This is a genomic window from Legionella sp. PATHC039, from assembly GCF_026191275.1.
GTDB classification, from domain to species: Bacteria; Pseudomonadota; Gammaproteobacteria; order Legionellales; family Legionellaceae; genus Legionella; species Legionella pneumophila.
Genome location: NZ_JAPHOP010000001.1, coordinates 261,590 through 288,576, shown reverse-complemented (window position 1 = coordinate 288,576; position 26,987 = coordinate 261,590). Strand labels below are relative to the sequence as shown.

Sequence of the window (26,987 nt, the reverse complement as noted above, 5' to 3'; positions counted from 1 at the left end):
AATTTCTTATAATGTATTAGTAGCCCAATAAATGCACGATGCTGCTATAGCACCTCCAATAAGAATTTTATTTTTATTCTCCCTGAAAAAGCTGAAATGGTCCTGTTGGGTAAATACAACTTGAGACTGCAAGTTCTGTTTATTTACTTCATTATCCAATGTGTGAGCATTTATGAGTAGTTCTGGATCTAAATCCTCAAAAAAAATCTCTTCCAATTTATTAAAAAAATTATATTTTTCATTAATGTATTTTGCAATTTCAGGCCAAGTGTTGATCATGGATATCAAATCCATATGTTTAAATTCTTCAGCGAATTGTTTGTATGTTTTTAACCATCGTGGATTATTATCCTTTCCAGGTAGACGTGCATATTCAAAAAACAATTGCAAATCCTGAAGTAATTTTTCAGATAAGTCCTTGAAATTTTCTTTAATTATATTCTTAAGCGCCCATAATGTTGCTTTCTTATTCTCATAGTTAAAGGAGCGATAAAAAGGTAATACATGCGATGAGATAGCCTGCTCCAGAGTATTATCTCCTGTTACTGCAGCTATCCCTATACATTGATATAGTGCGCTGTAGGATTTATCACAAAGGTTAAATCCAAATAAAATTTTTATTATTCTATTGCCAGTTAAATTAATTTCAGTGTTAATCTGGACGTCGTCAGGAGAAATCCATTCGATTCGTTTGAGGTTGGTACCACTCAACATTTCTTTAAACTCATGAGAGTTATTAATTTCCTCTACAAATTTATTAACGGTGTTTGAGGACAAATAAATAACAATATCCTTATTTTTTGGCAGACTTTGATTAACAGCAAATAATAACAAGAATAATTTTAAATCGGCTGATCTTGTATGCTGAAAATAAGCTGAGGTAAATATATTATTTGCTTGGAATGAAAAAAAAGTATCTGAACTGGTAGATTTCAATAATGCTTGGGTAAATAATGGGTCATTTTTTTCCATTACAGCAAAAGCATCAGCTGGTAGTAATGGTTCAATCTGTTTACACTTAATCCCATAACTATTTGGGCCAAGACCCAATGATCTGGATATCCATCCTTGAGAAGCAATACTATATTCATGTTCTCCAATCGATTTTAACCTGGCTTTTGGATTAGTATAACTCAGCAATTTTTTGAAAGTGCCAATAGCAGGATATGAAATATTAATAATTTGAACAGCTTCAGAGAAGCACCGAATTAGTGATTTGTTTTTCGATAAGTCATTATCATATGCCTCTTCGTCTCCGTAGAAATAGAGAGGGATATTATTCGATTCAATTTTACTCAGTATTTTTTTAAATCGTGATTCAACTTGAGTTTTAACAGGATCTTTATCACAGCAAATCACAGGTATTAATTCAAAATTACGGGTTTTAGGATGAGCGCGTAAAAAAAGATAGATATCCAGGAAATGTGAGAAATCACCGCTACCATCTGACATAATTTTATTCATTAAGATAATTTTTGCGATATTAATAAAACCCAATCTAATAAAAATTAGTCTTATTGTATCTTATTTGACAAAAAACCCCAAAGACTTATTACCTCTACCAAAAGAGATGGAAGAAGAATTCTATTTTAATGGAGGTTTAAATGAGCATTTCAGTGGCAAATAATGTGGGCTCATTTGCAATTAATGTGGGCCAGTAATTTTATAATGGCAGTTAAAGTGAGTCAAAGTTAAATTATATTCGCAGTTAATCTGGGCCAAAAAATGAGATGATTGCGAGCCGACTTATTTATGAAAGCGAGCCGTAACACATAAGAGTTGATTGCTCTCATAACGAAAAATTCTTCAATTAAACCGCACCCGGTTTTGTTATTAATCCAACCAACTAATCAAATATTGACATATATCAAAAATAGATATATCCTTGTTTTATGAGCTGGAAAATAAAAATAACAAACAAAGCTGCTAAGCAAATAGAGAAGCTGCCTAAATCGGCTAAAGCTACTTTATTACTTTTGCTTCGTGATATCGAAAGAAATGGACCAAGTACAAGTGGTGGTTGGAAAAATTATGGGAAATTAAAAGGCATGATAGGAGATAAACGTCATTGTCATTTAATGAAAGGAAAGCCAACTTATGTTTGTTGTTGGGAAGTTATCGATAAACAAATAAAGCTTATTGAGGTGTATTATGTCGGAACACATGAAAAAGCCCCATACTGAAAATATAGCTATGGTTACTTGGCATGGAGTACATTATGCATTGCCAGTAGGGGTTATTGAAAAATATAGAGTTAAAGAAGAAAACAAAACGCATTTATCTATTGATGATGTTTTTGGTGATCTTATTAAGGAAGGCGGTGAGCCTGGACTTTTGTTAAAGGGGTTGCGCCATAGAGAAGGTTTGAGTCAAATTGAATTAGCTAAAATATTAAATATTTCTCAAAATAATTTATCTGCGATGGAGAATGGTAGGCGCAATATAGGTAAAGAATTGGCAAAACGGATTGGTGAAAAATTTCAAATTAATTACCGAATATTTTTATAATTTTAAAAAATTCTTAGGAAGGAAATGGATTTAAAAGATATATATGGTTTAAGCGAACCATTAAAAAAATTAATTGAAACTATTTCAAACGGTATAGGAGCAATTTTCGAACCTTATTTCATAAAAAGAAAAGCTGATGCGAATATAGAAGTAATACAACTACCAATTTTTTTCAAGAAAATTTTATAGCCAATTTAAATACAGCCCTTGGAACTAATTTTGTATTTTCCGTTTTATCAACTGTGTTAGCTAGAGGTTTATTTAGCAAAAGCCAATCAGAAAATACTCCCCATGCAAATGAAGAAAAACAATCTAGTCTTTCCAAACAACAGATTACAGATATACGAAATTTGATAAATGAACTAAATAAGGAAATTAATAGTTGCTGGCCTTATCCTCATAAGGACCGGAAGGCAAAAAAAGTAGCAGGATTAGAAGCCTTGATTGAAAATTCTTTAACTATGGATGCAGTTGATGCGATTAATAAAGTAGAAATGGATTTCCCAGAAATTCGTTTAGGTTCTATAAGTTCTCGCACAGCTGATTTACTTGATTCAATTAAAATCAGGAGCGTTATAAAGTATTAAAGGCAATTGAAGCAGAATAAAATTGTTGGAGTGGAAGAGAGCTAAAAAGGCAAATAAATAGTTTACTTTATGACAGACCGGCTAAAAGCAAAGATAAAGAAGGTCTGATTAAGCTAGCTACAAAAGGGCAGGAAATTAATAGACCTGATGATGCTATAAAGGAACCAGTAATTTTAGAATTTTTAGGGCTTCCAGAATCGAATAAATTAGTAGAATCAGAACGTGAAGAAGCCTTTATTAACAACTTACAGCAATTTCTATTGCAACTAGGCAAGGGGTTCTCCTTTATTGGACGGCAAAAGCGATTAACTTTTGATGGAGATCACTTTTATGCTGACCTGGTTTTCTATCATGTGATTTTAAAATGTTATGTAATTATTGATTTAAAAACACGGAAACTCACGCATGCTGATTTAGGACAAATGCAGTTATACGTTAATTATTTTGATAAAGAAATAAAGCAAAGTGATGATAATCCTACAATTGGACTGGTTCTTTGTACGGAAAAAAGGAAAGAAATGGCTAAATATATGCTAGGAGATAAAGCCAAACAGATTTTTGCTAGCCAAATATCAACTTTATTTGCCGACAGAGGAACAGCTCAAAAAAGAAATTAGGCGTGAAGTATTAATTTTAAAGCAAAGTTTTAAATGAAATGAATAATGCTATGATGAAGCTGGCTGAAGATAAAGTTCATGAGTTGGATGTAGTTTATATTTCCTAAAGTGTGTAATTCATAGAGATCCTTTCAATTTTTTCATAATCAAATCAGTATGATAATTGGCTATTTGGATGCGTTCGTTGTCTATTTTATAGTTATGACTGACCTCTTCACTGAAGGGAGTTATTTCGCTTAATTCAGCCACTATAGCCGAGGGTGGTTTTCCTTTTAGTGAACCATGAGGACGCTGCCAGTGATAAAAAAATTGCCATTGAGCTAACTCTTCTCTGAGAGTTTCGAAATCAGATAAATCTGTAATAGCGTAAAACTCTTCAAGATCTGTTTTTTGCGATCGCTCTACCTTGCCGTTTAAATGAGGAGAAGCTGGCTTATTGGGTCTAAATTTAATACCTAATTCCATCATTTTTAGCTGAACTTTTTCAGCAAAAAATTCTAATCCTCTATCCGTTTGAATACGCTGTATAGGGAAAGGGAATTGCTCCAGAACCAAGTCTAAAAAATGTAGTGTATTAGTGGCTGTTCGGCGTCTGTAAATCTCTAGTACACGCCAACGAGAACAATCATCAATAGCAGTATATTGATAAATTCCGGGTGCTATTTTACAGGTATCCATCTGGATACGTTCACCAGGAATAGGACGACTATAACGCTGAAATTTCTTTTTCCGCTTAAGTTTTTTTATCGGTTGTGTCTGGTTGCTAGTTAGCGCTTTATGAATGCTCGCCAAAGAAAGCGAACAGTTATGCAATCTAATCGATTCAGTTTGGATACGCCTGGCGCCCAAATTACGACTGATACGCAAATCAAGAATTAGATTAATCAGCTCTGAATTTAACTTCTTACCGGGTGACAAATGAGGCTTTTTGCTTTGATCATTTAATCCATCGATACCAGCTTCTAAATAACGCCTGTACCACTTTCTCAGGGTAGGACGAGAAATACCACATTTACGGCAAACATATCCTGCATCTTTAGTTTCAAGATATAGATTTACCCAAGTTAACCTGGCTTTAATTTGCTTTTTCATAACGCGGGTAAATCTACCAATTAATTGAACGATGTCTATGAATCACACAAAGGTAATTGGTTTATGTTAATCGGTCTAATTGGCTGTTATTTTACAGGCTATCCTCTATCTAACCTTTTTGGATTTGTACCCACTGCCTTTGGTTATCTTTTACGATCTGTGAGTTTTGCAGCATTAACAGTGGCTGCTTTAAGCTCCAATACAATGTTATATAGAATTAAAATTCCAGGTGCATTAACGCTATCTACCTGTCACTGAATTAATGCTGTCTGATTCTATTATTACAAAATCCAACATTCTTATGCTGTTGTTAGTAATCTTATTCAGTCTCGTTGGTGGCTGGCTATTATACACTTGTGTGGAGACTCCTTTTCTAAAATTTAGGGATAAATTTGGAAGCTCAAAACCCGCAACTCAGATATTTATAGGTGATGCGACGGAAACATAGGGTAAATAAAGCATACTATAGCTGACTGAAAATCCTTAAGTCGGTTGACCGTTCCATTACTCCCCAAGCCCCAGAATTTATAAATCCTTGGGTTTGCCGCAAAGGTAAACTATAGACCTGGCTTATTTCATGACAGGTAATAATCGCAAAATCATTGAAACGACTTGGAGTTCCTGTTCCATCATAAACTCGCTCCCGTTCATACCACTGGGCAACCGCATCAGCTGACAACCAAATAGTGATATCCTTAATGCCTCATTATATTCAGACCAATTCCTTAATTTATATTTTTGCTTAGGTACATTTCAACCTTTTTTATTGGCATATTTATTGGGCATTTATTCCACACTTCAGGGGGATTGTAGATGTGAAGAAGTATAACCTTAACATAATTGTATTGACCTATTTTGTTTATTTATTGAGCTAAAAAACAAAGCCTTTAACCAATGCAAATTTAATAAAAATTCATTAACATCATATATTGATCAATATAATTATAATGAGATCGTCCAAAATTAGATAAGATCATTAATTAGGGCTTGACGTTTTAGAAAATCTATCCTCTTCTAGCTGACGATCAATTTGTAAACGTTGGTCTTCTAGGAAGTCAGAAATTATGTTCGATAATTCCGGTTTTTGTGTAGACATTTCTATTTTTAGAGTTTCTATAATTGGGTACGACTCGTCTGTGACACCGTATTGAGCTAGCCTTTTAAACAGATCTGAAAGTTCTATTTCCGGAGTATTTGTATTTATAACTGATTCTAATCTTTTGTCATCTTGAGATGCATAAAATTCCGAATCTTCGTGAAATTGTTTTACACAATTGTCTTTAACTGGGCTCACGCCGAACGTATAATTTCCAAATCGCTTTTCATAATCAACCCGACGCCTATCATAATCCGCTATGATTTTTTCTTGAGCAGCTTTTATAAGCTTATATATAGTCTGATCGTGTCTTGCTTTTAAAAGATCGGCTACTTTATTGGCCTCTTTTTTAAAAGTCTCTTTTCGTATGCTATGTTGAGATGAATTTACTTTTTGTTTAAAAAAGCCAATTACACTTGCTGTAAAAAAACGCATAAACAGAACACCGCATATATTGGTTAATTATTTTTACATTTTTGAAAATAAAAGTCAATATCAGAGTCTTAAAAAAAGATCATTTAATTTTTAATTAACTATAGAATCTTCCTTAGGCAATTTAATCATCCTTTTGACGGTCAAATCAAAGGATTAGTCTGAACCCCTATTCATTGTTTCATTAATTGCGTGGTTTTTTGATAAAGCTTCGCGGATTTTTTGAAAATTGTGGCAACTTGGGTTGGCAATGGCGTTGATGATGAAGTAAGCATCCTCGCTGTGATTATCCTCTTTATTCTCAACTAATCTTTTTTTGATTTCAACAAGGGCATTGGTTATGTTTTCTTCCTTTGACGAGTCAATGGCGCTCTTATTTGTGTAATAATTGATGATACTGTACCACCTTCATTTCTCAAAAGTCATCATTTCCTAACACCCTGTAAACTGCAGAAATGTTTTCTTTCCTCTCATCAGCATCTATCTTGGCAATACTCACATGGATTTTTGCGCTTTTGGATAACGACAATTGTTTTTCATAAGCTTTAATGGCTTTGTTTCCTAGCTCAAAAAACAAACAAAATAGGTCGATTCAATTATGTGGTTCCGTTGCAAAAACGGAAACTAGTTTATAATTTAGTCTGGTAACCATTCTTAATGGATTATCCCGATGCGTTCGACAAAACCAATTGCCTTCAAATGGCGATATTTTCAGGGTGAGTTGATTCTGCAATGTGTACGCTGGTATTGTAAATACGGCATCAGCTATAGAGATTTGGAAGAGATGATGGGTGAACGTGGTCTTAAATTGGATCACACCACTCTGTATCGTTTGGTTCAGCATTACGCCCGCGAACTGAAAAAGCGACTTGAATGGAATAAGAAGCGCTATTCTCGACGTTGACACTTAGATGAAACGTACGTCAAGATAAAAGGCGAATGGAAATACCTGTATCGTGCTGTTGATGAACGAGGCAATACAATTGATTTCTATCTCTCTCACCGGCGCAATGCTATTGCTGCGAAGCGATTCTTAAAGAAAATGATAAAGAGCAATCCAAAGTGTGATGTTGGTGTGACTAATACGGATAAAAATCCAGCTTACGGTCAAGCTATTAAAGAGTTAAAACAAGAAGGCGCCCTTGCTGCGGATGTGGAGCATTTACAAATAAAGTATCGTAATAATCGACTTGAAGCGGATCATGGAAAACTAAAGCGCCTTATTAATCCAGTCCGAGGATTTCAATCCATGAAAACTGCCTACGCGACTATTAAAGGATTTAAAATGATGCGTATGTTCAAAAAAGGACAGCTCAATATTTGGATGTATGGAACACGTACTGAAATATCCTTTATCGATGAACAATTTGGTCTATACAGTTTAGCTCTCCCCAAAACTTAAGATTTTTTAAATTGAATCTTTTTTGCAACGGAGCTGTTTTAATTGTGTATTTCTTCTCTTCAGCATTTTTTAAATGGCCTCGTTTCATAATCTCGTAAGCAGTTTCTTCATTTCGCATTTTGAATTGTTTCTGCAACAAAGGCCATCCTATGCTACAATTTTTAATATCAAATAATACTAAACAAAATTTGTCTTGAGATAGATATTATGGTAATCAAAAATCTAAGCAACAAAGAGATTATTGTAGCTTTATCAAACATACCTCAGGATGATCTGGTAGTATTCAATATTGATAACACTCTAGTTCCTAATCCAGTGATGGAGTATGTTGATACTCGACCACCATTAATTGACAATAATCTTGCGTCCGTACTCAAGTATTTAAAAGAAACTAAACATCCAGTAATACTGTTTACCACATACAATGAAGAATACAACCAGAGAACCATTGCGCAGTTAAAACATTTGGACATAAACTATGATGTCTTAATTCACTCCAAAGATAACGCTAAGACTCTGATCGAGCATCTTAAGAAAGCATCACACTCTAAACGGTTACATTTATTTGAAAATGATAAAAGTAGACTTGAGGAAATTGATAAAGCAATTATTGAAGCTCGATTAAACATAAAAACTACTTATTACTATTACGAGCCTGATACACAATTATTGACAGACTCAGTCAAAGCGAAAGACTTTCCTCAGAACTTGTCATCCATTGAACTTGGGGCATCACTTGGCGGTGGAACTTCAAGTACCTATGAAGCTAGAGATACCAGCAGCAAAAAAGCATATGTCCTAAAGTTTGGCTCTAGTGAGGTGCAAATAAAAGTCGAAGCGTTGATGAATGTACTTTATCAGCGTTTGGGAGTACCAGTTGCCGATGTCCGAGCGTATCGTTCTGTAAATCAAGTTTTAGCTCAATCACTCAACTTCGAACATGCTGAGAGAACGGTTCAACTTGCCGAACGGCTTAAACCGGATCAAAATCAGGATGAGCAGGTTATTATTAGCCAGGCACGCAGGAATTTTATAGTTCATGCCTTCATGGGTAATATTGATGTTGCCAAGTTGGATAACTTCATTCAAACACAAGGTGGTGAAGCAAGATTAATCGACTCAGGCGCCTCTTTTATATTTAGAGCTCTTGGTGATTTACGCGAAGAGATGTCAGCAGAAGTCAGTGAAATAGACTCGATGCGTAATCATGAAATCAATCTTGCAGGGGCTCAATGGTTTGGCGATTTAAGTCCTGAAGAAATTAAAAGCCAGGTTCATGACTTGATAAAGCAGCGTTCTACAATTGAAAAAACCATATGGGAAGTAAGCCAACAGCTTGAAATCCCCTCTTTTGTTCAACGTCAATTGCTTTCTGGTTTTTCCAATCGCCTTGATAATCTGGCTCAACGCTATGGATTTGCAACACAGCATTTTGCCAAACGTGACAAAGCAGCTATTCCAGGAAAAACTGCGGCAGGAGTGATGCATATCCAAAAGGATGAACGTGGCCAATTATGTGTTCTATTATCGAAACGCGCCCGTCACAACTGGTGCGATAATTTCGGTGGCAAGAGTGATGCAGACGATGTATCACTTGCACGAACCGCTCAAAGAGAGGCAAAAGAAGAGTCCAATGGGGTGCTGGATTATAGCGATAGAGAGCTCGCTGAGGCCCCATTTCATGACATTATCACTCAAGACACAAATGGTCAACAATTCTTGTATCGAATGTATTTTATTGAAGGCATTAATCCGGTTGATACCACCCAACTGCTTGATAAAGAGCACGAGTCTTACCATTGGGTTCCCTTACAGAATTTGCAAAGTGCATTAAAAACAAATAGTACTGTTGTTGAAGAAGAACAGATAACCATTCAGGTTAAAGACATAAAAAACGAGGATGTGATTATTTTTCCGCCTCTCTATTCTATGCTTCGTCAAGGACCGGTCAACACCCTGATCGATGACCTATTGCTAAATAGTCATTTTCGTAAACAGAGCACGCAGGGCTTAGCTGAGGAACCAGATGGTTCTGAACAAAGCAAGAATAATCCTTATCGACCAATTGCATCTCCTGAACAAGTTGAAACAGAAATAATAAGAACCTCTATCAAAAAGTCAAAAGTGCTCGATGAGATAAAAAATAAAGGACTTGTTTCTTCAAACCCTAAAGCACTAATTAAAGAAGATTACCAACCGGCAAAAACTGGCGAACCTATTCTTTCTCAAAGCGAATTACATCTTAAGGCAGTTATGGGGGATGATTTTCATGTTCAAGAATCAAATGCAGAGAATATAAAACGGTTTCTGGATATACATTACAAGGGATTATCAGAAGAAGAAAAGCAGCGGCTAATCAATCAAGCTGTTGAGATGATTCAGTATGAAAAAGACCATCCCGAGAGAGTCTTCTTCTATCATGGCACGAATAGTGATATTGCTCACGCCTACGCTGTCTACACATCAATTTATCGAATCCTTGCTGCAAACAGCGGTATCGGTGCTTTACGTATGGATAATCCTCTTTTTCATAAATGCCTTACTATCCAGGAATTCATCAGTCACTTTAAAATTATCTCTGAAAGTGGAAAGATTAGTAATTATGCTAGTGGTTATATGGAATCTGCAATATCAGCTAATCTTTTTTTATTTGGAAGTCATAATGTCGAGGGCTCCAACACAATTGAATATTACACCAACAATAAGTCGGCCAGCAAAACTGATTTACAGAATATGCTCTCTGAAAGCATGAAATCAATGGGAGTGGGCATCGGCATAATAAATCAACTAATAGCCTTGGCAAAAGAATTCCCATACCAAGGCCAAGGAGCTTTGTATCAAGTGAGCATCCCTCTAGATGATGTGGATAAGTATGCCTATGCAGCAGCTCCTGGTGGGCGTTTAAATCCTCTATCAACAGAGAGCGGTGACACAACTGATATCTCTCAGCTATTAAATGAAATGACTAGAGGTCGAGTTGATAAACAATATATAGAATCTCTTCAAGCACGTTTGATGACACCTCCCAATGCACCTATTACCATGAGGGAATATCATTGGGGAAATCCAGGCAATCAGGAAATGCACGCTAACTTTAATCACAAAATTCAAAAGTTGGCTGAGAATATTGTATTTGACATTATGAAGCACCAAAACCAATTAAATAAATTAAACTCAAAATTGCCTTTGATGCGTAATCTGCGTGATGTTTACAAACAAGCCGGATTAAATCTTGGCAGCAACAAGATAACAGACGAACTTGTTATTCAGTTGCTTGAATCAGGGGATTTCGAAAGTATAAAAAGGATTACCGAAACTCATCCTGAATTTAAAGATAAGGTATTAAAATCAAATAAAATTTCTTACAGTAATAGAGGTTCCTCTAAAAATGAAAGCAAAACATTGCTTGAGCGATTATTAACAACTCCAAATGGCCAGCAGACATTAATTGCTATCTATGGCGAAAAATTTTACGAAGGAAGATTAGATAAACTACCCTTTATTTCAGTTTTTTTTGCCATAGAAAAGAGTAACAGAATGCAATTTGCAATTGACCATCAAGACAAAATCAAAGATGCAAATACCCTGATTCTCATCTTAAATACATTGCCTGATGATAAAAAATTTGATTTTGCAGATAAATTAAAACATATAATCAATGATCATTATGATCTTGGCGACGTATTAAAGAGTTTACCTCTTGAACAAAGGCTGAATTTTGCAAGCCAATTTAGGAGTAAAATCAACAGCCAATATGTTCTCACCTCTATATTATCCAAGTTACCTGAAAATCAAAGATTCGATTTTGCAAAAGAGTATAAACATAACATTAAAGACGCTGTGGATCTTTATGCTGTATCATCCATCATACCTGATAAGCAACGCCTCGCTTTTATAATGCTATCACAAAATATAATTAACGACATTACTGATGTTGCGCGTATTATGTCAGTGATTCCTGATAATGAAAGATCCCTTTTTGCAAGCATGCATGAAGATAAAATGTACAGTGGAGATTACTTATTAATTTTGTTAAAACTTATTCCTAAAGATCAACAGATGGTTTTTTTACTCAGAAATGAACATAAAATTAGGAATACTAAAGAACTTGCTGAAGTTTTGGGTAGTCTTCCTGAAGAAAAAAGAATAGATTTTTTAGATAGACATAAAATGAAAATTAAAAATGCAAAAGACCTCGCTGATGTTTTGATGCAACTAAATCAAGACAAAAGAATCAGTGTTGCAACTGAACATGGAGATACAATTAAGGATGGGAAAGGCCTTTCTTATGTTTTAATGCAATTATCACTATCTGATAGACTCCATTTTGCAACTGAACATGGAGACAAAATTACGGATGTGACAGGCCTTTCTGATGTTATAGACGAATTATCGCCATCTGATAGACTCGATTTTGCAACTGAACATGAAGATAAAATTCAGAATGCGGAAGGACTTTACGATGTTTTAGGCGTTTTATCTTCACGTACTCGTTTCGGTTTTGCAATCAGACATGTGAATAAGATCACAGATGACTCTGCAATAGAATCTATTCAAATGTTGCTCCCTCGAGCCGAACGAACCAACTTTATTGCTACAATTAAAGCTTATGAAAAACAATTGTCATTATCCAATAGCGCAAAAATCCATGTGAGTATTGCCAAGATAGATGCTGATGAGAGGAAAGAAAACATTTCTGCAGTTTACAGGGTATTAGAAAATGATGATTTTTTGAGAAATCAAGATGGCACAGTATCATCCATTATTAAACAAATAAAAGAAATTGTGAGCGCGATTGACTCGTCAAAGGAAGAAAACATAACCAGTGCCATTGTTGAAATCAAAAAAAAGATAGTAGAGAATAAAGATAATAATCACAGCGAGAATGCTAATTGCATCATCGACGCGTTTGCCAAGCCAAGCTGTCTCAATTTTCGAAAAATCCGGGAAACTTTATCAACAAACCCTGCAATTGATGAAATAATGAATAGGAAAGGGTTTGTTGCAAAAAATGAATAAACTAAATCAACTAATGGCGCTAAAACAAATGCCCCCGCAACCAAATTGAACAACCCCGCAGATTAGAGGCGGAGTATTTTTTGCAAAATCAAATTATCAATATAAAGCTCAAGCATATCCATTGACATCTCTCTAAAATTAAGAACTGAATTCTATTCTTCTAAACTTAAACCTCAAAACGCTGTGTTTAGCATGGGTAATTTAAAATCCAATTTTTGCTTTTTTCTTAATTGATAATAGTTAAGGAACCCGCAATTAATTCCATTACTGAAAATACCTCACAAATTCATAATCATGATTTTGCAAATTATTACCGCTGCATACAGGACTTGCCCATTTATCAGCACAAGGTTTATCCCGGTTAAAAGACCACATCGATAATCCTCCCAATGAGTTTTTCTGTGCGAATTGTTTTAATTGGGCTGCATTAGATAAGGTAAATTGCTCTGTATTCACATCATTCACACCTATCATTGGCGTTACTTCAATCATCTGCCATAAAGCCTCCGGTTTTTTATCCGGATAAATTTCCTGCAGAAATTGATGGAGATTCGTTGCTGCGGATATCGCATAATCCCCCATATCTCCACTATAAGCCGGCCCGTAATCCATAGCCATTATGTTCACATTAAAATGAAGGCCTAAAGTAGCCGCTGAGGTGATTATCTCTTTTCCAACAGAAGTTAAACCCTCGGGCATCACAGGAAGGGTAAAACTTAACAAAACATCCGGATGCTCCTTTTGGAATAATTTCAAAGCCTGCAACAAATTAGGAATATTGGCTGTTCCATTTTCTATATCAAAATCCAGGACGTTCGCATGATATTGATTAGTCACTTGATTAAACGTATTAATTAATTGATTTTTATCACAATGATAGGAAATATCAGTACCGCTCGCTCCGCCAAATGAAACGGTGAGTTTCACACCCTCTCTTGATAGCGTATCGAACTGTTTTTTACCCCATCCCTTTGCCACACTATAATTTTGCTGGGCTCCCCAGGCAGGTTGGCATTGACCACTGTCTGTAATAAAAGCCAAATGATAAGCTTTAATCCCCAGTTTTTTTGCCGGAGAAATCAAATCCATTGGCTCCATATCCTGTGATTGCGAGTCCCAATGAGTATTAATCGTTAAATCAACATAAGGGCTAAATATAGGGGCATAGGGTGAAACCGCCGCAACATTACTGGATAATAACATGCCATTTAATAAACATAAAAACCGGCTATATCTCATTCAATAGTTCCTTAAAACCCAAGATGTGTTTATTTTTGCATCATTAGGATAATTAATCAATCATTTTGTTATCAAATAAACAAGTTGACAGGGTACAAAGGTTTGCACTACCTTTTACCAAACCTTAACCATCGCTTCATCCAAAGAAATGGTTAAAATGTTTATTCTCTTTTTGCAGGTTTTTCTCTTTACAGTAAGGAAATGTTCATGAAGAATCTCTATATAGATCCTGATATTACAAAAGCCTCCACAATCTCTTCTGAATTTTATACATCAAAAGAATGGTTTGAAATTACAAAAGAAAAGATATTTAGTAAAACCTGGCAATTTTGTATCAGTACCGAAGAGCTGACAACCAATAGACAATTAATTCCTTTTACCCTGCTGCCTGGATTTCTTGAAGAACCCTTGCTGTTTACAAAAGATGAATCGGGTACAATTCGTTGTTTGAGTAATGTATGTACCCATCGAGGTAAAATCCTGATCGAAGAACCTTGCGTAGCTCATAAAATCAAGTGCTCTTATCATGGCCGTCGGTTTAATTTTTGTGGCGAATTAATTCATATGCCTGAATTTGAACTCACAAAAGATTTCCCATCGAGCAATGATAACCTAAGTCAAATTTCAACGGGTATTCTTGAACCTTTTCTCTTTGCTTCACTTTCCCCCATCGTCCCATTCCATGAGGTATTTGCAGAAATTAAAGAAAGATTGTTTTGGCTGCCTATGGAAAAAATGCGCCTGGATAAAGAAAAATGCAAAGTTTATGTAGTTAAATCGCATTGGGCCTTATACTGTGAAAATTACCTGGAAGCGTTACATATCCCTTTTGTACATCCCTCGCTAAGAAAAGTAATCGATTGCAACACCTACACCACAGAGCTCTTCCGCTACAGTAATCTGCAATTGGCTTTGGCAAGCCCTGATGAAGTCAGCTTTGATTTACCTAAAGGGGCGCAAGATTATGGCAAACAGGTTGCTGCCTATTACTTTTGGATATTCCCCAATACGATGCTTAATTTTTATCCCTGGGGTTGTTCTGTGAATGTAGTCAAACCGCTTAGTCCTGAGTTAACTCAGGTTTCCTTTTTATCTTTTGTTCTTGATGAATCAAAACTTGGGAAAGGCGCTGGTGGAGCACTTGACCAGGTTGAACAAGAAGATGAAAGAGTGGTGGAGTCTGTGCAAAGGGGGATAAAATCTCGCTATTATGATATGGGACGCTTCTCTCCAACAAAAGAACAAGGTACTCATCATTTTCAAAGATTACTTTGTGAGTTTCTTAATGATTGAAATTAGATCTGTAACATGCTCAGACTTGGAACGAAAAAATATTTTTAATAAACGATTTAGATCAATTAAGTAACTGAGTTAGAATTATTTTTAGATAACGATTAGGGCATTCTACCAAACCCTAAATCATGAATATAACCCCTTTGTGGAGAAAGACAGGATGGTTGCTCAAAGACACCTTTATATTTTTACCCTGATTGGTTTACTTCTAGGGGTAACATTAGACATACTGATAAGCTACCAAAACACGACTGCATTTATATACAGTGTCGTCACTATCTTCGGTATTTTATTTGCCCTTACTTATAACAACGTTAATTTGTCGCGTCTTATTGGAACCAGCTTCCTGCTCGCTTTCTTTCTATCAATTCCATTGTTTCCATTGAAAATGGACTACTCTATGAAAGACTATTTCCATTTTTTTACTTTTTTTGTTGGCTTTCCATTTTTTATCTACGTTGCTCATTGCTTCCATTACGCTTATCATCATGACAACACCTGGCGGGTAAGTTATAGCAGTTTATTTGCTGGAGTATGGAATACAATTCCTCTTTTGTTTATTGCCCTCGTCTTTTCCTCATTGGCCAATTTACTTATTGTATTGGGATCTTTTGTATTTAAAACCGTTGGAAATAATTATTTATGGGATTTGTATTTTTATAATCGTGATTTTAAATTAATCAGTAATACAACCTTATTTTTTATGGGTTTGGGTGTTGGTCAACAAAATCTCAATATCATTCATAACATGCGATTTTTATTACTTAGAATAATGTATTATCTCTTTCCCCTCTTGGCAGCAATAAGTATCCTCTATTTTATATTATATACATTTCATTCTTTTTCGAGCAGTCAGGAACACATCAACCCGTTAATAGTACTAATTCCACTGACTGCAGCAGGTATCATATTTTTCAATGCCTATTTTCAGGATGGAACTATTAAATCAGACTATCCTTCCTGGTTAAAATTATCTTTAAGAGTCTATCGAGTCATTTTGTTCCTCCTGGCTTTAATCATGGCTTACAAGATCCTTTACGACTTCTCACTAGATACTAATAATTTCATTTACTTACTGGTTGCCGTATTATTCAGTTTCACTTATGCCATTACAGCATTTTTGAATGAAAATCAGGAAAAGCAATGGATTTATATGGGAAATATAGTTACAGCAATATTTTTCATTATCATCCTATTTCTCTGTAATCTGCCCTATATTCCTGTTGAGCTCACAATTGGTGGAGGAAATGCCATCAATTTCATCACCTCAACTCTTTCGTAGAAAATAATACTCAGCGCATGACAGTTTTTTGTCATGCACAGAGCCAATAATAGACCTCTTCTTGTCTACTGCTGAATTTCAGGGAAAATTACTCGAAACCCTGGCTCTAAAATTTGCCCTAAGGGATTTTGTGACAGTTCACTACGAAAAACCGCTTTTCGCAGCTCGATTAAATGCTGAAAATACTTTCTTAATCCTGCTCTGGTTGATATAGACTGGTTTAGAAAATATTCATAAATTTTGATTTTTTTCATCAGTTCTTTTAAATCCAATTGCTCTTTACTCATATAATCAGCTAGCTGACATGCCCCTTTAAATTGCTCCTCATTGTTTCTTAAATTAATCAGAAATTGTTCAACCCATTCTTTGCTGTTCGTTTGATAAGATTCCGGTATTAATTTTAATAACTCACATCGTTTTGATGAAAACAAAGGATTGGTAAAATCGATCATCAGCACGGATTGTGCAAATTTTTTGCTAATTATATTCTGTTCGATAAGTTGCTTAATCGCGTTGAGATCAGCCTCCGCCTTGACAGGTGTAAGCCAGGCATGATCAGCGTCTTGTAAAGACGTTTCTGGGAAACGAGTGCCAAACTCTTTCAATAATTGATTATAATCTTCAGCTGAAATGGTCAAGTTAATGTCGCCTAATAGTGGATTAAGCCAAAACGCTGATGGAATGGATACAAAAGTTTCTGATGAGTCAGAACTGGACTGAAGATTTATTTCGGTAGTACAAAATAAAGGCCGTAACTGCTCCTGCAATGACAGTTTCCCTTGAAATGCATTCATTTTTTTACTATCGCTCAAATGTCGCATTCCTGTTATCACGTCATTTGCAAATACACTGGCATCACTGACTTGTTCCAATAATTGGTTCACATCTCCATCGGGCTTATTGGGTAGCAAAATAAGCGGACGTTGATTAGTCCACCAATCATTATGAGGAAGAGACTGTTCCTTAAGGATCGGCCCGCCGGAGTTGTGGCAAGCAGAACATCGCATACGACTGCCAAAATGGTTTTCGCCCTCTGGACTTATTCTATATAACCAGGTGTTATCTTTATAAGCATCCTTCGAGTTTCCTCGATAAAACCAACGTACGCCTCCATGTTCTATTCCTCGCAATTCATAAAAATTATAAAGCGCCTTTTTAGCATCCCAGCTGATTGCTTCAATCAATAATTTACCTTTCCTGGGTTTTTGATCCAAAATAATTAGGCCATCTTTTAAACGAGTAAAATACCCCAGAAATAACTCTCCCTTTGCAATCAATTGATCAGTTGCTAATCGACCGTACACTGATTCAAAAAAACTAAAACTGCCTTCACCAGGATTATTTCTTCCTCGATTAGCGACCATCCCTATAACTTCTTTTAATCCTCTTAATCTCATGGAATTTCTTAACTCCTGAATCGATTGCGGGCAAATTTCAGTATTGGACAACAGAGAATACAAAGGATCAGATAACCTTTTATTGAGCGGTTGTTCGTTAAAATAGATCACACAATTGGCATGAGTCTGCGAAGAAATAAATAACAAGACGTAAACAATTTTTTTCATTCTGGAACATCCGTTTAATCAAGGAAATAATCAGCGGCTTCAAAGCCTGATTGCAGCAATCTGAATTCATTAAGTTAACCGGGAAAACAATGCACTAAATTCTGATTTTTATTAATCCAAACTTAAGATAAAACATTTCATTCTATTCAGGAACAGGTCTAACATTGCCAACTTTTGCATTTTCCTCAATAATCTGGTTAACAAAAGCATTCCCATAACCTATCCAGGCCCCTTTTTTAATTGTTGTTCCTGGGCCAATTTTAGTCGTCATTCCAACAAAAACATTATCCTCTATCACCACAGGCGATAAAAAAAGATAATTTCCTACATCAGAATGACAACTGATAGAGACTTGACTGGCAAGGGTAACATCCTTTCCAATCGAAATGAGAGGGCAATCCACAAAATCGATATCAAATGAGTTCATAACGCGAAATGACACTTTAATTCCCAATGCACGCCAATACAAATATTTAATAACATTAAAGGATTGTAATAAATGAATCAGACCAACAATTTTCGCTGCACGAGAGAGTGCAAAATGACAAAACCAGGCGATCATGGTCTTATTTAACTCTCGTTTATAGCGACCTGGTTTGAGTTTTGGGAGGCTTATCCTGATAAGTGCAATGATAAGAATAAAAGAAAAAAGTAATACAAACGGTGAGCAAATTAAAACAAGCCAGGTTTTTGAAAACCCATAATACAAAAACAAACCGGTTAAGCTAAATGCGGCCACGCCAGGCATTAAACTGAGGAATATAGAAATCAAATCAATAAAAATCAATAAAGAAACGGTCAGCTGACTTTTTTTGACAGGTGCTTTTTTATTCTTGACTGTCGTTTTCTTGCGCTCCGTCATCCTGTGATTTCCTTGAAAATAATAGACAATTCATTTGCCAACTTTTGAGTCTGTCAGGACTTACCAAAAACCTCAAGGTCAAGGCAAATAATGTTTTTAATGAGGGAGTTTAGATAAACTAAATGACCGAATTAAAAACATTTTTTAACAAAGAGATTGGGGTTTTTCGTAAGTCCTGTCTGTTTTATTTAAATCTGGAGGTATACTAACAAAAACAAACAAAAGATTGGAAGATACTTTCTTAAATTCAAAGAGGTCTTTTTATTCTGCTGAAATTAACTTTATATTTTTCTATTTTTGGGCGAGTGTATGCGAGAATTCTCTCGCACACTCCCATAGCCCACAAATGTAGTATCCCTAGCTCTTGAAAACAGGTAACAGGCATTTATTTTTTGGCCTTGTAATTATCGGTATATTGTTGTCCTAAAGTTCTCGCCTTACTCAGATCCTCTGGGTTCATAGATTTCTCAAGATCACTGGCATTACTCGCCGCTTTTTCAAAGCCATTATTCTTGGCTGCTGTAAACCAGGCATAAGCTTTTACAGGATCAGCAGCAACACCAATACCGTCTCTGTAATAGATGGCTAATTGATTTTGAGCCTTACCATACCCTTGCTCAGCTGCTTTTTGCATCCAGTATACGGATTGCTCAAGGCTTTTACCGACCCCATCACCGTAAAAATACATATCAGCTAAATTAAATTGGGCATTGGCATTCCCCAGATCTGCGCTTTTTTGATACCAAAAAGCAGCCTTTTGCAGATCAGATTTACCTAATTTTCCAGAATCATATAAATAACCTAACTCCAATTGTGATTTGGCATGACCTTGATTCGCTGCTTTCTCGAAATACTCTGCTGCTTTCTGATAATCTTTAGGAACACCATCCCCTTGTTCATACATCAAACCAAGATTATATTGTGCGCTGGCATTACCTAAGTCAGCTGCTTTTGCATACCAGTTGAGAGCCTGAGTCTTATCCTTTTTCACTCCTGTACCGGTATCATAATTATAACCAATAGCCAAAGCCGCATTAGAGTTGCCTTGCTCTGCTGCTTTTTTATACCATACCATGGCTGTATCGGAATTCTGAGGTACACCCGTTCCTGTATCATACATATAGCCCAAGCCATATTGACCATCTGCATTATTTTGATCCGCTGCTTTCTGATACCATTCAAACGCCTTTTTATAGCCCTCAGGTGTATTAAGGTACCAATAGAAACCGGCTAACAATACCTGGGCATCGACATTACCTTGATTCGCTGAGGCAAGTAATAATTGCTCTGTTTTTTCCGGATTATAAGTTACACCTTGGGCATTATAATACATCTTACCCAGCAAATATTGAGCCTTGGCATCTCCTTTATCCGCTTCAGGAGACAACAAAATAAATGCTTTTTCGTAATACCCCTTGTTATAGGCCTCCTCACCTTCCTGAGTCGTGGCGATAGCTGAAGAATTGATCACCGTCAGTAGAGAAAGAGATAAAATATATTTTTTCATGTCCATGATATATACCTTATTTTTAAGAGCTATCGCTTTAAAGTATATGACATAAATTCAACAATGTATAAAATCCTTTTTCATTTTGTTTTTTTTATATCTTTCATCAAGATATTATAACTCTTGCATAACGTGATTATTTTGTTTTAGGGAAAGGTACAAACGTATTGAGGAGCGGAGTTTATATGCAGTAAATGCGCACAAAGTGGCAATAACATGAAAAAGACAGATTATCTTTGCAATCCGATATTGGAGGGCTGGTTATTGAGGTAGCAGGCTATTCATTGACAAATCATTCGAACGATCAGGCATTTTTTCCTTATGAGATCTCACCGAACTTGTAGTTTGAAAAAAATCTGGTTTAAAAGGACTTAAAGACTCTATCCCCATTCCTAATAAAGAACCAATGAGCCCCATATTGGCAAATCGCTTGATTCTAGCGCCCTGTTGATTTGTTCCAATGAGTATTTTATTGACGTAACTGAAACAGTCATTATCACCGGGTTTCATTTTAGTTAATATGAAAGACGCTGTCGGTGGATTCGTTTCCTGAAGTTTTTTATGATAGGCCAGCATTTCTACAATCTTTCTACCACTTACTGTTCTTGTTTCGCTTTGAGCCGGAGCTTCTTTGGTATCGGTTGGCTGAGGGGTAAATTCTATTAAATACTCACGATTTTTAATATTAATCTTTATATACGCATGGTGACCCACACACCCATGAAGCAAGGATTCTCCAATAAAACTGGCCAGAAAAGAGTTAATTTCATAATCAACCTTATTATTTAAAAATGCCTCATACTCACAATCATCATTGAAAAGTTGCTTAATTTCGCCCTCCACTTCGCCAAGATAAAATGAAAATGGTTTAATTTTATTTGGACCAAACATTGATGAGGAATATTCCTGATTGATGTTGTCCAAGCTTTCACCTAAACCATCAAGACCAAATTTTATTTGCCGCTGTATCTCATTCTTAAATAGCTTTTTCGGTGCCCTGAAACCAAAAAGCCCACCAAGAACTATACCGGTAAATGTTCCAACAAGAAAACCGATAACCGGTTTGTATTCACATAAACCGTTAACAAAACCCAGTATTCCTCCCAACAATCCACCGACTACGCTTAAAGCTACAGCCGAAATAATACCGCCAATATGCAGTAAAATAATCATCACTTGAGCAGTGAAATGATGAGTTTTGACCACTTGTTGCAATTCACAGAGGTGAAGCATTAATTCTTTGAGTAATTGGCTTGATGGGCATTGATTATCTAAAAAATTGGAAGTTTTTAATTCTTTTAATTCATGCAGGGTATCCAGCAATTTTAGCAGTACTGCTAAAAATTCGCGCCTGGATGGGATATTTTGGGCTTTTATCGATTCTAACAGAATGTATAGATAATATTTAAACTCTCCTGCAGGCAAGTCGATAACACGCTGTCTGGCAAACTCTATCTTCAAGAAATAATTTTTTTCATCTATCATGACATAAAAAACCAGCAGGGACCCATAAAGGAAAACATATGGCCCCAAATGATACTATAATAAGGCTATTTGATCAATAATAGGGCAATAATTCAGAAAAAAAACGCTGATTGCCATTATTGATAACTATCCATCACAGCCAATTAAAATAGGCCAAAATCTATCTATATTGATACGATAGGCAAGAAATGAATTTGTCAGCGGATGCTTCATCTCTCAGCAATAACCTCCTGAGAGATAAATTTCGGTTTGGTTTGCCCATGCATGCCAGCTAATAATTTTTCCTTTGGCAATTGCAGCAAGGTCACAGGTAAAACTTCTTCGGTTTCCACACTATGAGCATAAGTAGGACTAATATGAATTAATTGTTCATGCAATTTTTTCAGTGATAGCTCTGAAATCTCTGCCTCATCAGTCACCAAAACAATACGATTCCCAACACTATTGCGCGCAAAATACCAATAAGGCTCTATATTGAGCGGAGTTGCCAGCACCGCACTTTGCAGTTCACTACCAGTAATTGAGCAGGTTTCCAATTTCAAGAGTTGAGTTTTATAACAGAACTCAAGCTTTGGCGAACTGTTCAAATATCCGGTACATTTCACAATATCTTTGAGTCTGTAGCGAATAAACCCCATAGCTGTTGTCAAAAATACTTCGTATTTCTTACCTAATTCCAACTCCCAACATTGTAAAAGATTCTCTTTTTCAATTACCTCCCCCTCTGGAATAAATTCCACAATATGTGCGCCTGGATGTAAAATTCCACCCACGCTGTTAGTCTCTACAGGAACCGTTAGCCACCCCTCGGTTGCCGAATAAGTACCGTCTACCAATTTAATCTCAGAACCCAGCAATTTTTGTAATTGCTGAGCGGGATATTCACAAAGACCAGAGGTCCAGCATCCAGCCATTTCCAGAGATGGCCACAGTTGTTTGAATGAGAGATGGTCAACCTTGGCTAAAGCCTGCAAATGTCTTCGTCGTTTCCGGGTCATGTTGAGAGGTGGAAGATGCGATGGCAGAGGTTTATTCCCCAATAAATAAGGAAGATATTCATTAAAACCCTCAATACAGCGTTGATAAAAAGCATCAATTACCATCGGCGTCACCGCAAATATCGCACTTAAATCAGAAGCCAAACCGTAGATGGGACCCCATTGATTGTAAGCCTCATGGCTAGCAAAAACCTCATCAGGCATGGCATAAAATTTTTTAATAAAGGAAGGCAAATGACGATAATTAAAATTACTAATCCATCCCGTAGGAATACCGGCAGGAGTCGTTTTATGAGTATCTACCGCGACAAGATACAACATTTTTTCCTTAAAAAAGCCGGGGAATCGCTGAGTTAGACTGTAAATATACGGGGCCATTGTACGCTGAAATTGTTTCTGGAATGAATCTGTTATAGGGAAAAATTTTCTAACTCCTGATGTTCCTGAAGTTTCTGACCAAAAAATCAATTCCTCACCATTAAAAGGTTGGATAGTAGAATGCTGGGCTGCCAACAATCCTTCCTGATAATCTTCATATTCTGTAATTCCAAAGTCATTAAGAGCTACAGAAGATTGATCTTTTAATAGTTTCTGCCAATAAGATGATTTTTTCAGCAACGGGATAATTTCTGCATTCCATAATCGTTCTCTCGCCTCTTTAGGATGCTTGGTATCATTCAGAAAAACCTGGTATTTTTTCTTTGTCATGGCGGCAATTAAAAATCTCTTCCAATTCATCTCTCATTACCCCGCAATATGTATTGGCATAATAGAAAACAGCTGTTTTTCCTGATAAAAAGAATACAAACGCTCACTCATAGATTCTTGCAACCCGCTATCAATCATCGAACCTGAATTCAATCGCTTAAGAATTAACTGCATCGCTAAATCCAGCCAATCTGTATTTTGCAAATTATTAGAAAGTATCTCCTGATTATAGTGCCAGAACTGCAAACAACAACTGGCAGCAAAAATCCAGCAATATTTTTCTGCCAAACGAAAAACGGCTAAACTGCGTGGGTCAAATAATTTCTCATCATGTAAACGGATGACTTCTTGATCCAATTTTTCAATTTCATGACGTATTGTAGTGATCAATGGATTGATTGGAATTGAGTTTAACGATAGGATACCAGCCAATACATCATCTTCTTCATGAGTAAACAAACCGAGTCTATCCTCCTTAAAAGGAGGACAAGACAAACGAACATTAAAAATTTTCTCAATTTTTCCGGAATGCTCTCCCCGATTTTTACCCCGCATGCCTGCCTGAGGCAACAAATTACCAGCAATAATTGATAAATTAACTTGAGTACTTCCATCAAACAAGCCAACCACTTGAATGTCGCGTCTTATTTTCTGAAAAATAGCCCATTGAGTGGTTCTCAGATAAGCTCTGGCGCCTAGAATAATGGCACACTGTTCTGCTATATCTTCTCCAATATGCGGAATAAGGAATTTAATAATTGCTGACCAAAGACTCATTTTTTCCGGTATTACCGTACAGGCGCGAACCATAACCTGAGCAGTGCAATCCGCAATTAATAAAAGAGTAAATAACTCACCCAACCGTTGTTTTACTGCTGGTATTTCAAACACTGATTTGCCATACAGTTGCCTTTGTAAGCTGTAAGACAATGCCAGCCTCAAAGCAGAATCAGCTCCTCCAATCGCCAAACAGGCGCATAAGGTACGCGAAATTTGGAATACCTTATAGGTGATTTCCAAACCACGTTGTTCCTTTCCTATTAATGCGTCTTTAGACACTGTCACTTTATCAAAAGAAAAACCACTGATGTCTAACCCTCTGACTCCATGAGTTGGCAGCTTAGGTGTGGGAGAAATGCCCTTTTCAGCTGATTTTTTATCGATATAAAACAAAGAAAAACCTAATAGCCCTCCCTTCTCATTAGTACGACACAACACCACAGCATACTCGCTCAAGGTTGCAAAATTAACACACCATTTTCGTCCCGAAATTTCCCAGCCCTCTTCAGTTGATTTGGCATTCATCTTATTGGAAGTCAAATCGGTTCCATGCTCTTCTTCGGTCAAAGCCAAAGCGCCTATTTTTCCCTGGCGAAGATACTCGCTCAAACGTTTCTTTTGCCTGGAACTTCCAGCTATCCATATTGGCAATGCAGTAAAGAAAGCCAATCCAAACATAATAGCCATAGTGATATCACGCCTGGCCAACAACCTGGTTAAAGTATATAACTCATCAAGGGAGTTCAACTTACCCCCTAAATATTGGGGTATGGTATAGTCCAAATAACCCCATTGTTTAATGAATTCTATTGGTGACGAAGCTAATATTTCCTGCTCGTCAGCGAGCAAAATTTGTTGAAAACTAACAGGAGAACTGTCATCCCAAGGATTGCCCAAGCATGACTCGAAAAATTCAGACAGTTGTATCAAATTCTCATAAGAAGTCATTATTTTCCTTATACAATAGAGTGTTTTGCCAAAGGCATGGTTTCCATACTTCTATATAAAAACTCTAAATGAGACGCCAGGCGACAGCGAATTTGAGCCGGTCGGATAATTTCATCAATCAAGCCCAGAGAATAAGCCTCCATGAGAGAATCATCAATCTGAGATTTTTCTGACAATTGGGACTGTGATGATTCCTGTGCTGCTTGACCATCCTTAGCTTGCACCTTACTGGTCGTTTCCTTACCCATGACACCGAGATTTGCTGTTTCCAGAGCCAAAACCAAATCGCCATTTTGCGATTTGGTTTGCATCATAAGAAAAGCAGCCGCTCCATAACATTTACGAACGATAACACTTAATCTTGGCACTCTGGTTTGCATCGCTACACAAAACCTTGCACCATGCTGCAATAATCCCTTTTGTTCCTCTCTTTTGCCTGGCATAAAACCGGGAACATCGATGAAAGTCAAAATCGGTATAGAATAAGCATCACATATTCGTATAAATTTGGCTGCTTTTTGAGCCGCATCAGAATCGATGGCTCCGCTATAACGAATGCTTTGATTAGCGACAACCCCTACTGCAAAACCGTGCAGGTGTACAAAAGCACAAATCATTGCCTGCCCATAAGTCCTTTTGTACTGGATAACGTTTGAATTATCCACTACAGCCTGAATTAAATTGAGCATATTAAATGGTACTCTGGGATTTGCAGGAATATCCGGAATGGGATGATTAGGCTCTATTATAGAATGAACAGGCGGGCGCTCATTGGTATGTAGGGGAAAAAAACCAAGCATGGCTTTCACATGATTTATTTGTGCTGTAACACTATCATCCACGAAATCAGCAATACCCGTTGTCGTTGCATGCAATGTTGCACTCCCCAGTTCGCTCATAGTCACCTTTTCACCAATGGCTTGTTGCACTACCATAGGGCTGGTCACCATAAGATAACTTCTATGCTTGTTAAAAAATAATAAGTCCATTAACACGGCGGAATATGCCGGCGCTCCAAGAGTGGGTGCCAGTATTACTGCAAATTGTGGGATAATTCCTGACAGTCTAATATTGCGAGCAATAATTTGAGTGTATTCGTCACCACTCAGCAAATTTTCTTCGAGAGAAACCCCGGGAGATGCTAAAAAGGCAACGATGGGAATGCGTAATTTTTCCGCTTTATCCATTAAATGAATAATCTTTCTAGCGCCTTGTCGGGTAACATACCCCCTGTTGACTGAAGAATCATGAGCATAAATCGCTACTGGCCTTTGATTCACTTTGGCTAATCCGGTAATCACCTCAGCGCCAGGAAGGGAATGAGGTTTATTATCTGGAATATATTCAGAACCTATTGGTAAAAAACTTTGTTCATCAATTAAATTATCTATCCATTTAATTAATGTCTTATCTGTATGTTGGGAAGACATACCTCTTTCCTCTTGCAATATTTAAATCCTGGGACCAGAGACTCTCTGATTTGGAAATTTGATCCATAGTCATAATAACTTAATTAGCAAAATAGGCTACTCTTAATTGTATAAGTTTAGAGCTATTTATACGAAAA

At 36.5% G+C, this 26,987-nt stretch carries 21 protein-coding genes and 2 pseudogenes; 10 read left to right on the top strand and 13 right to left on the bottom strand.

Translation table 11 applies throughout. The features are described from left to right. Positions 1-6 precede the first annotated feature (6 nt). A complete protein-coding gene (locus OQI99_RS01370; RefSeq protein WP_265731149.1) occupies positions 7-1,452 on the bottom strand; it encodes a hypothetical protein in 1,446 nt (481 codons plus the stop codon). A 440-nt stretch (positions 1,453-1,892) separates the two neighbouring features. On the opposite strand from OQI99_RS01370, the gene OQI99_RS01365 reads away from it, so the two are divergent. From OQI99_RS01365 to OQI99_RS01345, 5 genes are read left to right on the top strand one after another with little or no spacing between them, the layout of a single operon-like run. Beyond that, positions 1,893-2,183 carry a type II toxin-antitoxin system RelE family toxin gene (locus OQI99_RS01365; protein WP_265731148.1) on the top strand — a complete coding sequence of 97 codons (291 nt, stop codon included), beginning with the start codon at positions 1,893-1,895 and terminating at the stop codon, positions 2,181-2,183. Beyond that, entirely contained in the window at positions 2,164-2,508 is a 345-nt protein-coding gene (locus OQI99_RS01360; protein ID WP_265731147.1) for a helix-turn-helix domain-containing protein, read from the top strand. Before OQI99_RS01365 ends, OQI99_RS01360 begins: the two co-directional genes overlap by 20 nt. Positions 2,509-2,532: 24 nt before the next feature. Further along, complete coding sequence (locus tag OQI99_RS01355) at positions 2,533-2,697, top strand: hypothetical protein (protein ID WP_265731146.1); 165 nt, start codon at positions 2,533-2,535, stop codon at positions 2,695-2,697. A gap of 53 nt (positions 2,698-2,750) precedes the next feature. After that, complete coding sequence (locus tag OQI99_RS01350; protein ID WP_265731145.1) at positions 2,751-3,095, top strand: hypothetical protein; 345 nt, start codon at positions 2,751-2,753, stop codon at positions 3,093-3,095. Between the two features lie 53 nt (positions 3,096-3,148). After that, a complete protein-coding gene (locus tag OQI99_RS01345; RefSeq protein WP_322783709.1) occupies positions 3,149-3,712 on the top strand; it encodes a PDDEXK nuclease domain-containing protein in 564 nt (187 codons plus the stop codon). Positions 3,713-3,829: 117 nt separating this feature from the next. On the opposite strand, the gene OQI99_RS01340 is transcribed toward OQI99_RS01345, so the two are convergent. Further along, complete coding sequence (locus OQI99_RS01340; protein ID WP_265731144.1) at positions 3,830-4,804, bottom strand: IS481 family transposase; 975 nt, start codon at positions 4,802-4,804, stop codon at positions 3,830-3,832. Between the two features lie 63 nt (positions 4,805-4,867). Between OQI99_RS01340 and OQI99_RS01335 the strand changes: the two genes are divergently transcribed. Then, positions 4,868-5,062 carry a hypothetical protein gene (locus tag OQI99_RS01335; RefSeq protein WP_265731143.1) on the top strand — a complete coding sequence of 65 codons (195 nt, stop codon included), beginning with the start codon at positions 4,868-4,870 and terminating at the stop codon, positions 5,060-5,062. Positions 5,063-5,324: 262 nt separating this feature from the next. Here the strand turns inward: OQI99_RS01335 and OQI99_RS01330 are convergent. From OQI99_RS01330 to OQI99_RS01320, 3 genes and pseudogenes are all read right to left on the bottom strand, one after another. Next, positions 5,325-5,590 (bottom strand): annotated as a pseudogene (locus tag OQI99_RS01330) (transposase); the annotation flags it as partial. 190 nt (positions 5,591-5,780) lie between these two features. Further along, on the bottom strand, positions 5,781-6,335 hold the full coding sequence (locus tag OQI99_RS01325; RefSeq protein WP_265731142.1) for a hypothetical protein: 555 nt from the start codon (positions 6,333-6,335) through the stop codon (positions 5,781-5,783). Between the two features lie 412 nt (positions 6,336-6,747). Beyond that, positions 6,748-6,909 (bottom strand): hypothetical protein, encoded by a 162-nt coding sequence (locus OQI99_RS01320; protein WP_265731141.1) that lies wholly within the window; start codon positions 6,907-6,909, stop codon positions 6,748-6,750. Between the two features lie 93 nt (positions 6,910-7,002). Here OQI99_RS01320 and OQI99_RS01315 point away from each other — a divergent pair. After that, positions 7,003-7,734, top strand: a pseudogene (locus tag OQI99_RS01315) (IS6 family transposase). A gap of 207 nt (positions 7,735-7,941) precedes the next feature. Then, positions 7,942-12,753: an NUDIX hydrolase gene (locus OQI99_RS01310; protein WP_265731140.1), complete on the top strand. Its 4,812-nt coding sequence runs from the start codon at positions 7,942-7,944 to the stop codon at positions 12,751-12,753. A gap of 264 nt (positions 12,754-13,017) precedes the next feature. On the opposite strand, the gene OQI99_RS01305 is transcribed toward OQI99_RS01310, so the two are convergent. After that, positions 13,018-13,992 carry a chitinase gene (locus tag OQI99_RS01305; RefSeq protein ID WP_265731139.1) on the bottom strand — a complete coding sequence of 325 codons (975 nt, stop codon included), beginning with the start codon at positions 13,990-13,992 and terminating at the stop codon, positions 13,018-13,020. Positions 13,993-14,199: 207 nt separating this feature from the next. On the opposite strand from OQI99_RS01305, the gene OQI99_RS01300 reads away from it, so the two are divergent. Then, positions 14,200-15,285, top strand: coding sequence for an SRPBCC family protein (locus OQI99_RS01300; RefSeq protein ID WP_265731138.1), 1,086 nt, complete (start codon positions 14,200-14,202; stop codon positions 15,283-15,285). 160 nt (positions 15,286-15,445) lie between these two features. Beyond that, positions 15,446-16,567: a hypothetical protein gene (locus OQI99_RS01295; RefSeq protein ID WP_061512738.1), complete on the top strand. Its 1,122-nt coding sequence runs from the start codon at positions 15,446-15,448 to the stop codon at positions 16,565-16,567. A 65-nt stretch (positions 16,568-16,632) separates the two neighbouring features. Here OQI99_RS01295 and OQI99_RS01290 read toward each other — a convergent pair whose 3' ends face one another. From OQI99_RS01290 to OQI99_RS01260, 7 genes are all read right to left on the bottom strand, one after another. Next, positions 16,633-18,132, bottom strand: coding sequence for a hypothetical protein (locus tag OQI99_RS01290; RefSeq protein ID WP_265731137.1), 1,500 nt, complete (start codon positions 18,130-18,132; stop codon positions 16,633-16,635). 142 nt (positions 18,133-18,274) lie between these two features. Continuing rightward, positions 18,275-18,994, bottom strand: coding sequence for a hypothetical protein (locus tag OQI99_RS01285; RefSeq protein WP_265731136.1), 720 nt, complete (start codon positions 18,992-18,994; stop codon positions 18,275-18,277). 385 nt (positions 18,995-19,379) lie between these two features. After that, on the bottom strand, positions 19,380-20,507 hold the full coding sequence (gene lpnE / locus OQI99_RS01280; protein ID WP_061512735.1) for a Dot/Icm type IV secretion system effector LpnE: 1,128 nt from the start codon (positions 20,505-20,507) through the stop codon (positions 19,380-19,382). Positions 20,508-20,762: 255 nt separating this feature from the next. Then, a complete protein-coding gene (locus tag OQI99_RS01275) occupies positions 20,763-21,986 on the bottom strand; it encodes a hypothetical protein (RefSeq protein ID WP_265731135.1) in 1,224 nt (407 codons plus the stop codon). A 209-nt stretch (positions 21,987-22,195) separates the two neighbouring features. Beyond that, entirely contained in the window at positions 22,196-23,722 is a 1,527-nt protein-coding gene (locus OQI99_RS01270) for a GH3 family domain-containing protein (protein ID WP_265731134.1), read from the bottom strand. A gap of 6 nt (positions 23,723-23,728) precedes the next feature. Then, positions 23,729-25,420 carry an acyl-CoA dehydrogenase gene (locus OQI99_RS01265; protein ID WP_265731133.1) on the bottom strand — a complete coding sequence of 564 codons (1,692 nt, stop codon included), beginning with the start codon at positions 25,418-25,420 and terminating at the stop codon, positions 23,729-23,731. A gap of 8 nt (positions 25,421-25,428) precedes the next feature. After that, on the bottom strand, positions 25,429-26,850 hold the full coding sequence (locus OQI99_RS01260) for an acyl-CoA carboxylase subunit beta (protein WP_265731132.1): 1,422 nt from the start codon (positions 26,848-26,850) through the stop codon (positions 25,429-25,431). Between the last annotated feature and the right edge of the window lie 137 nt (positions 26,851-26,987).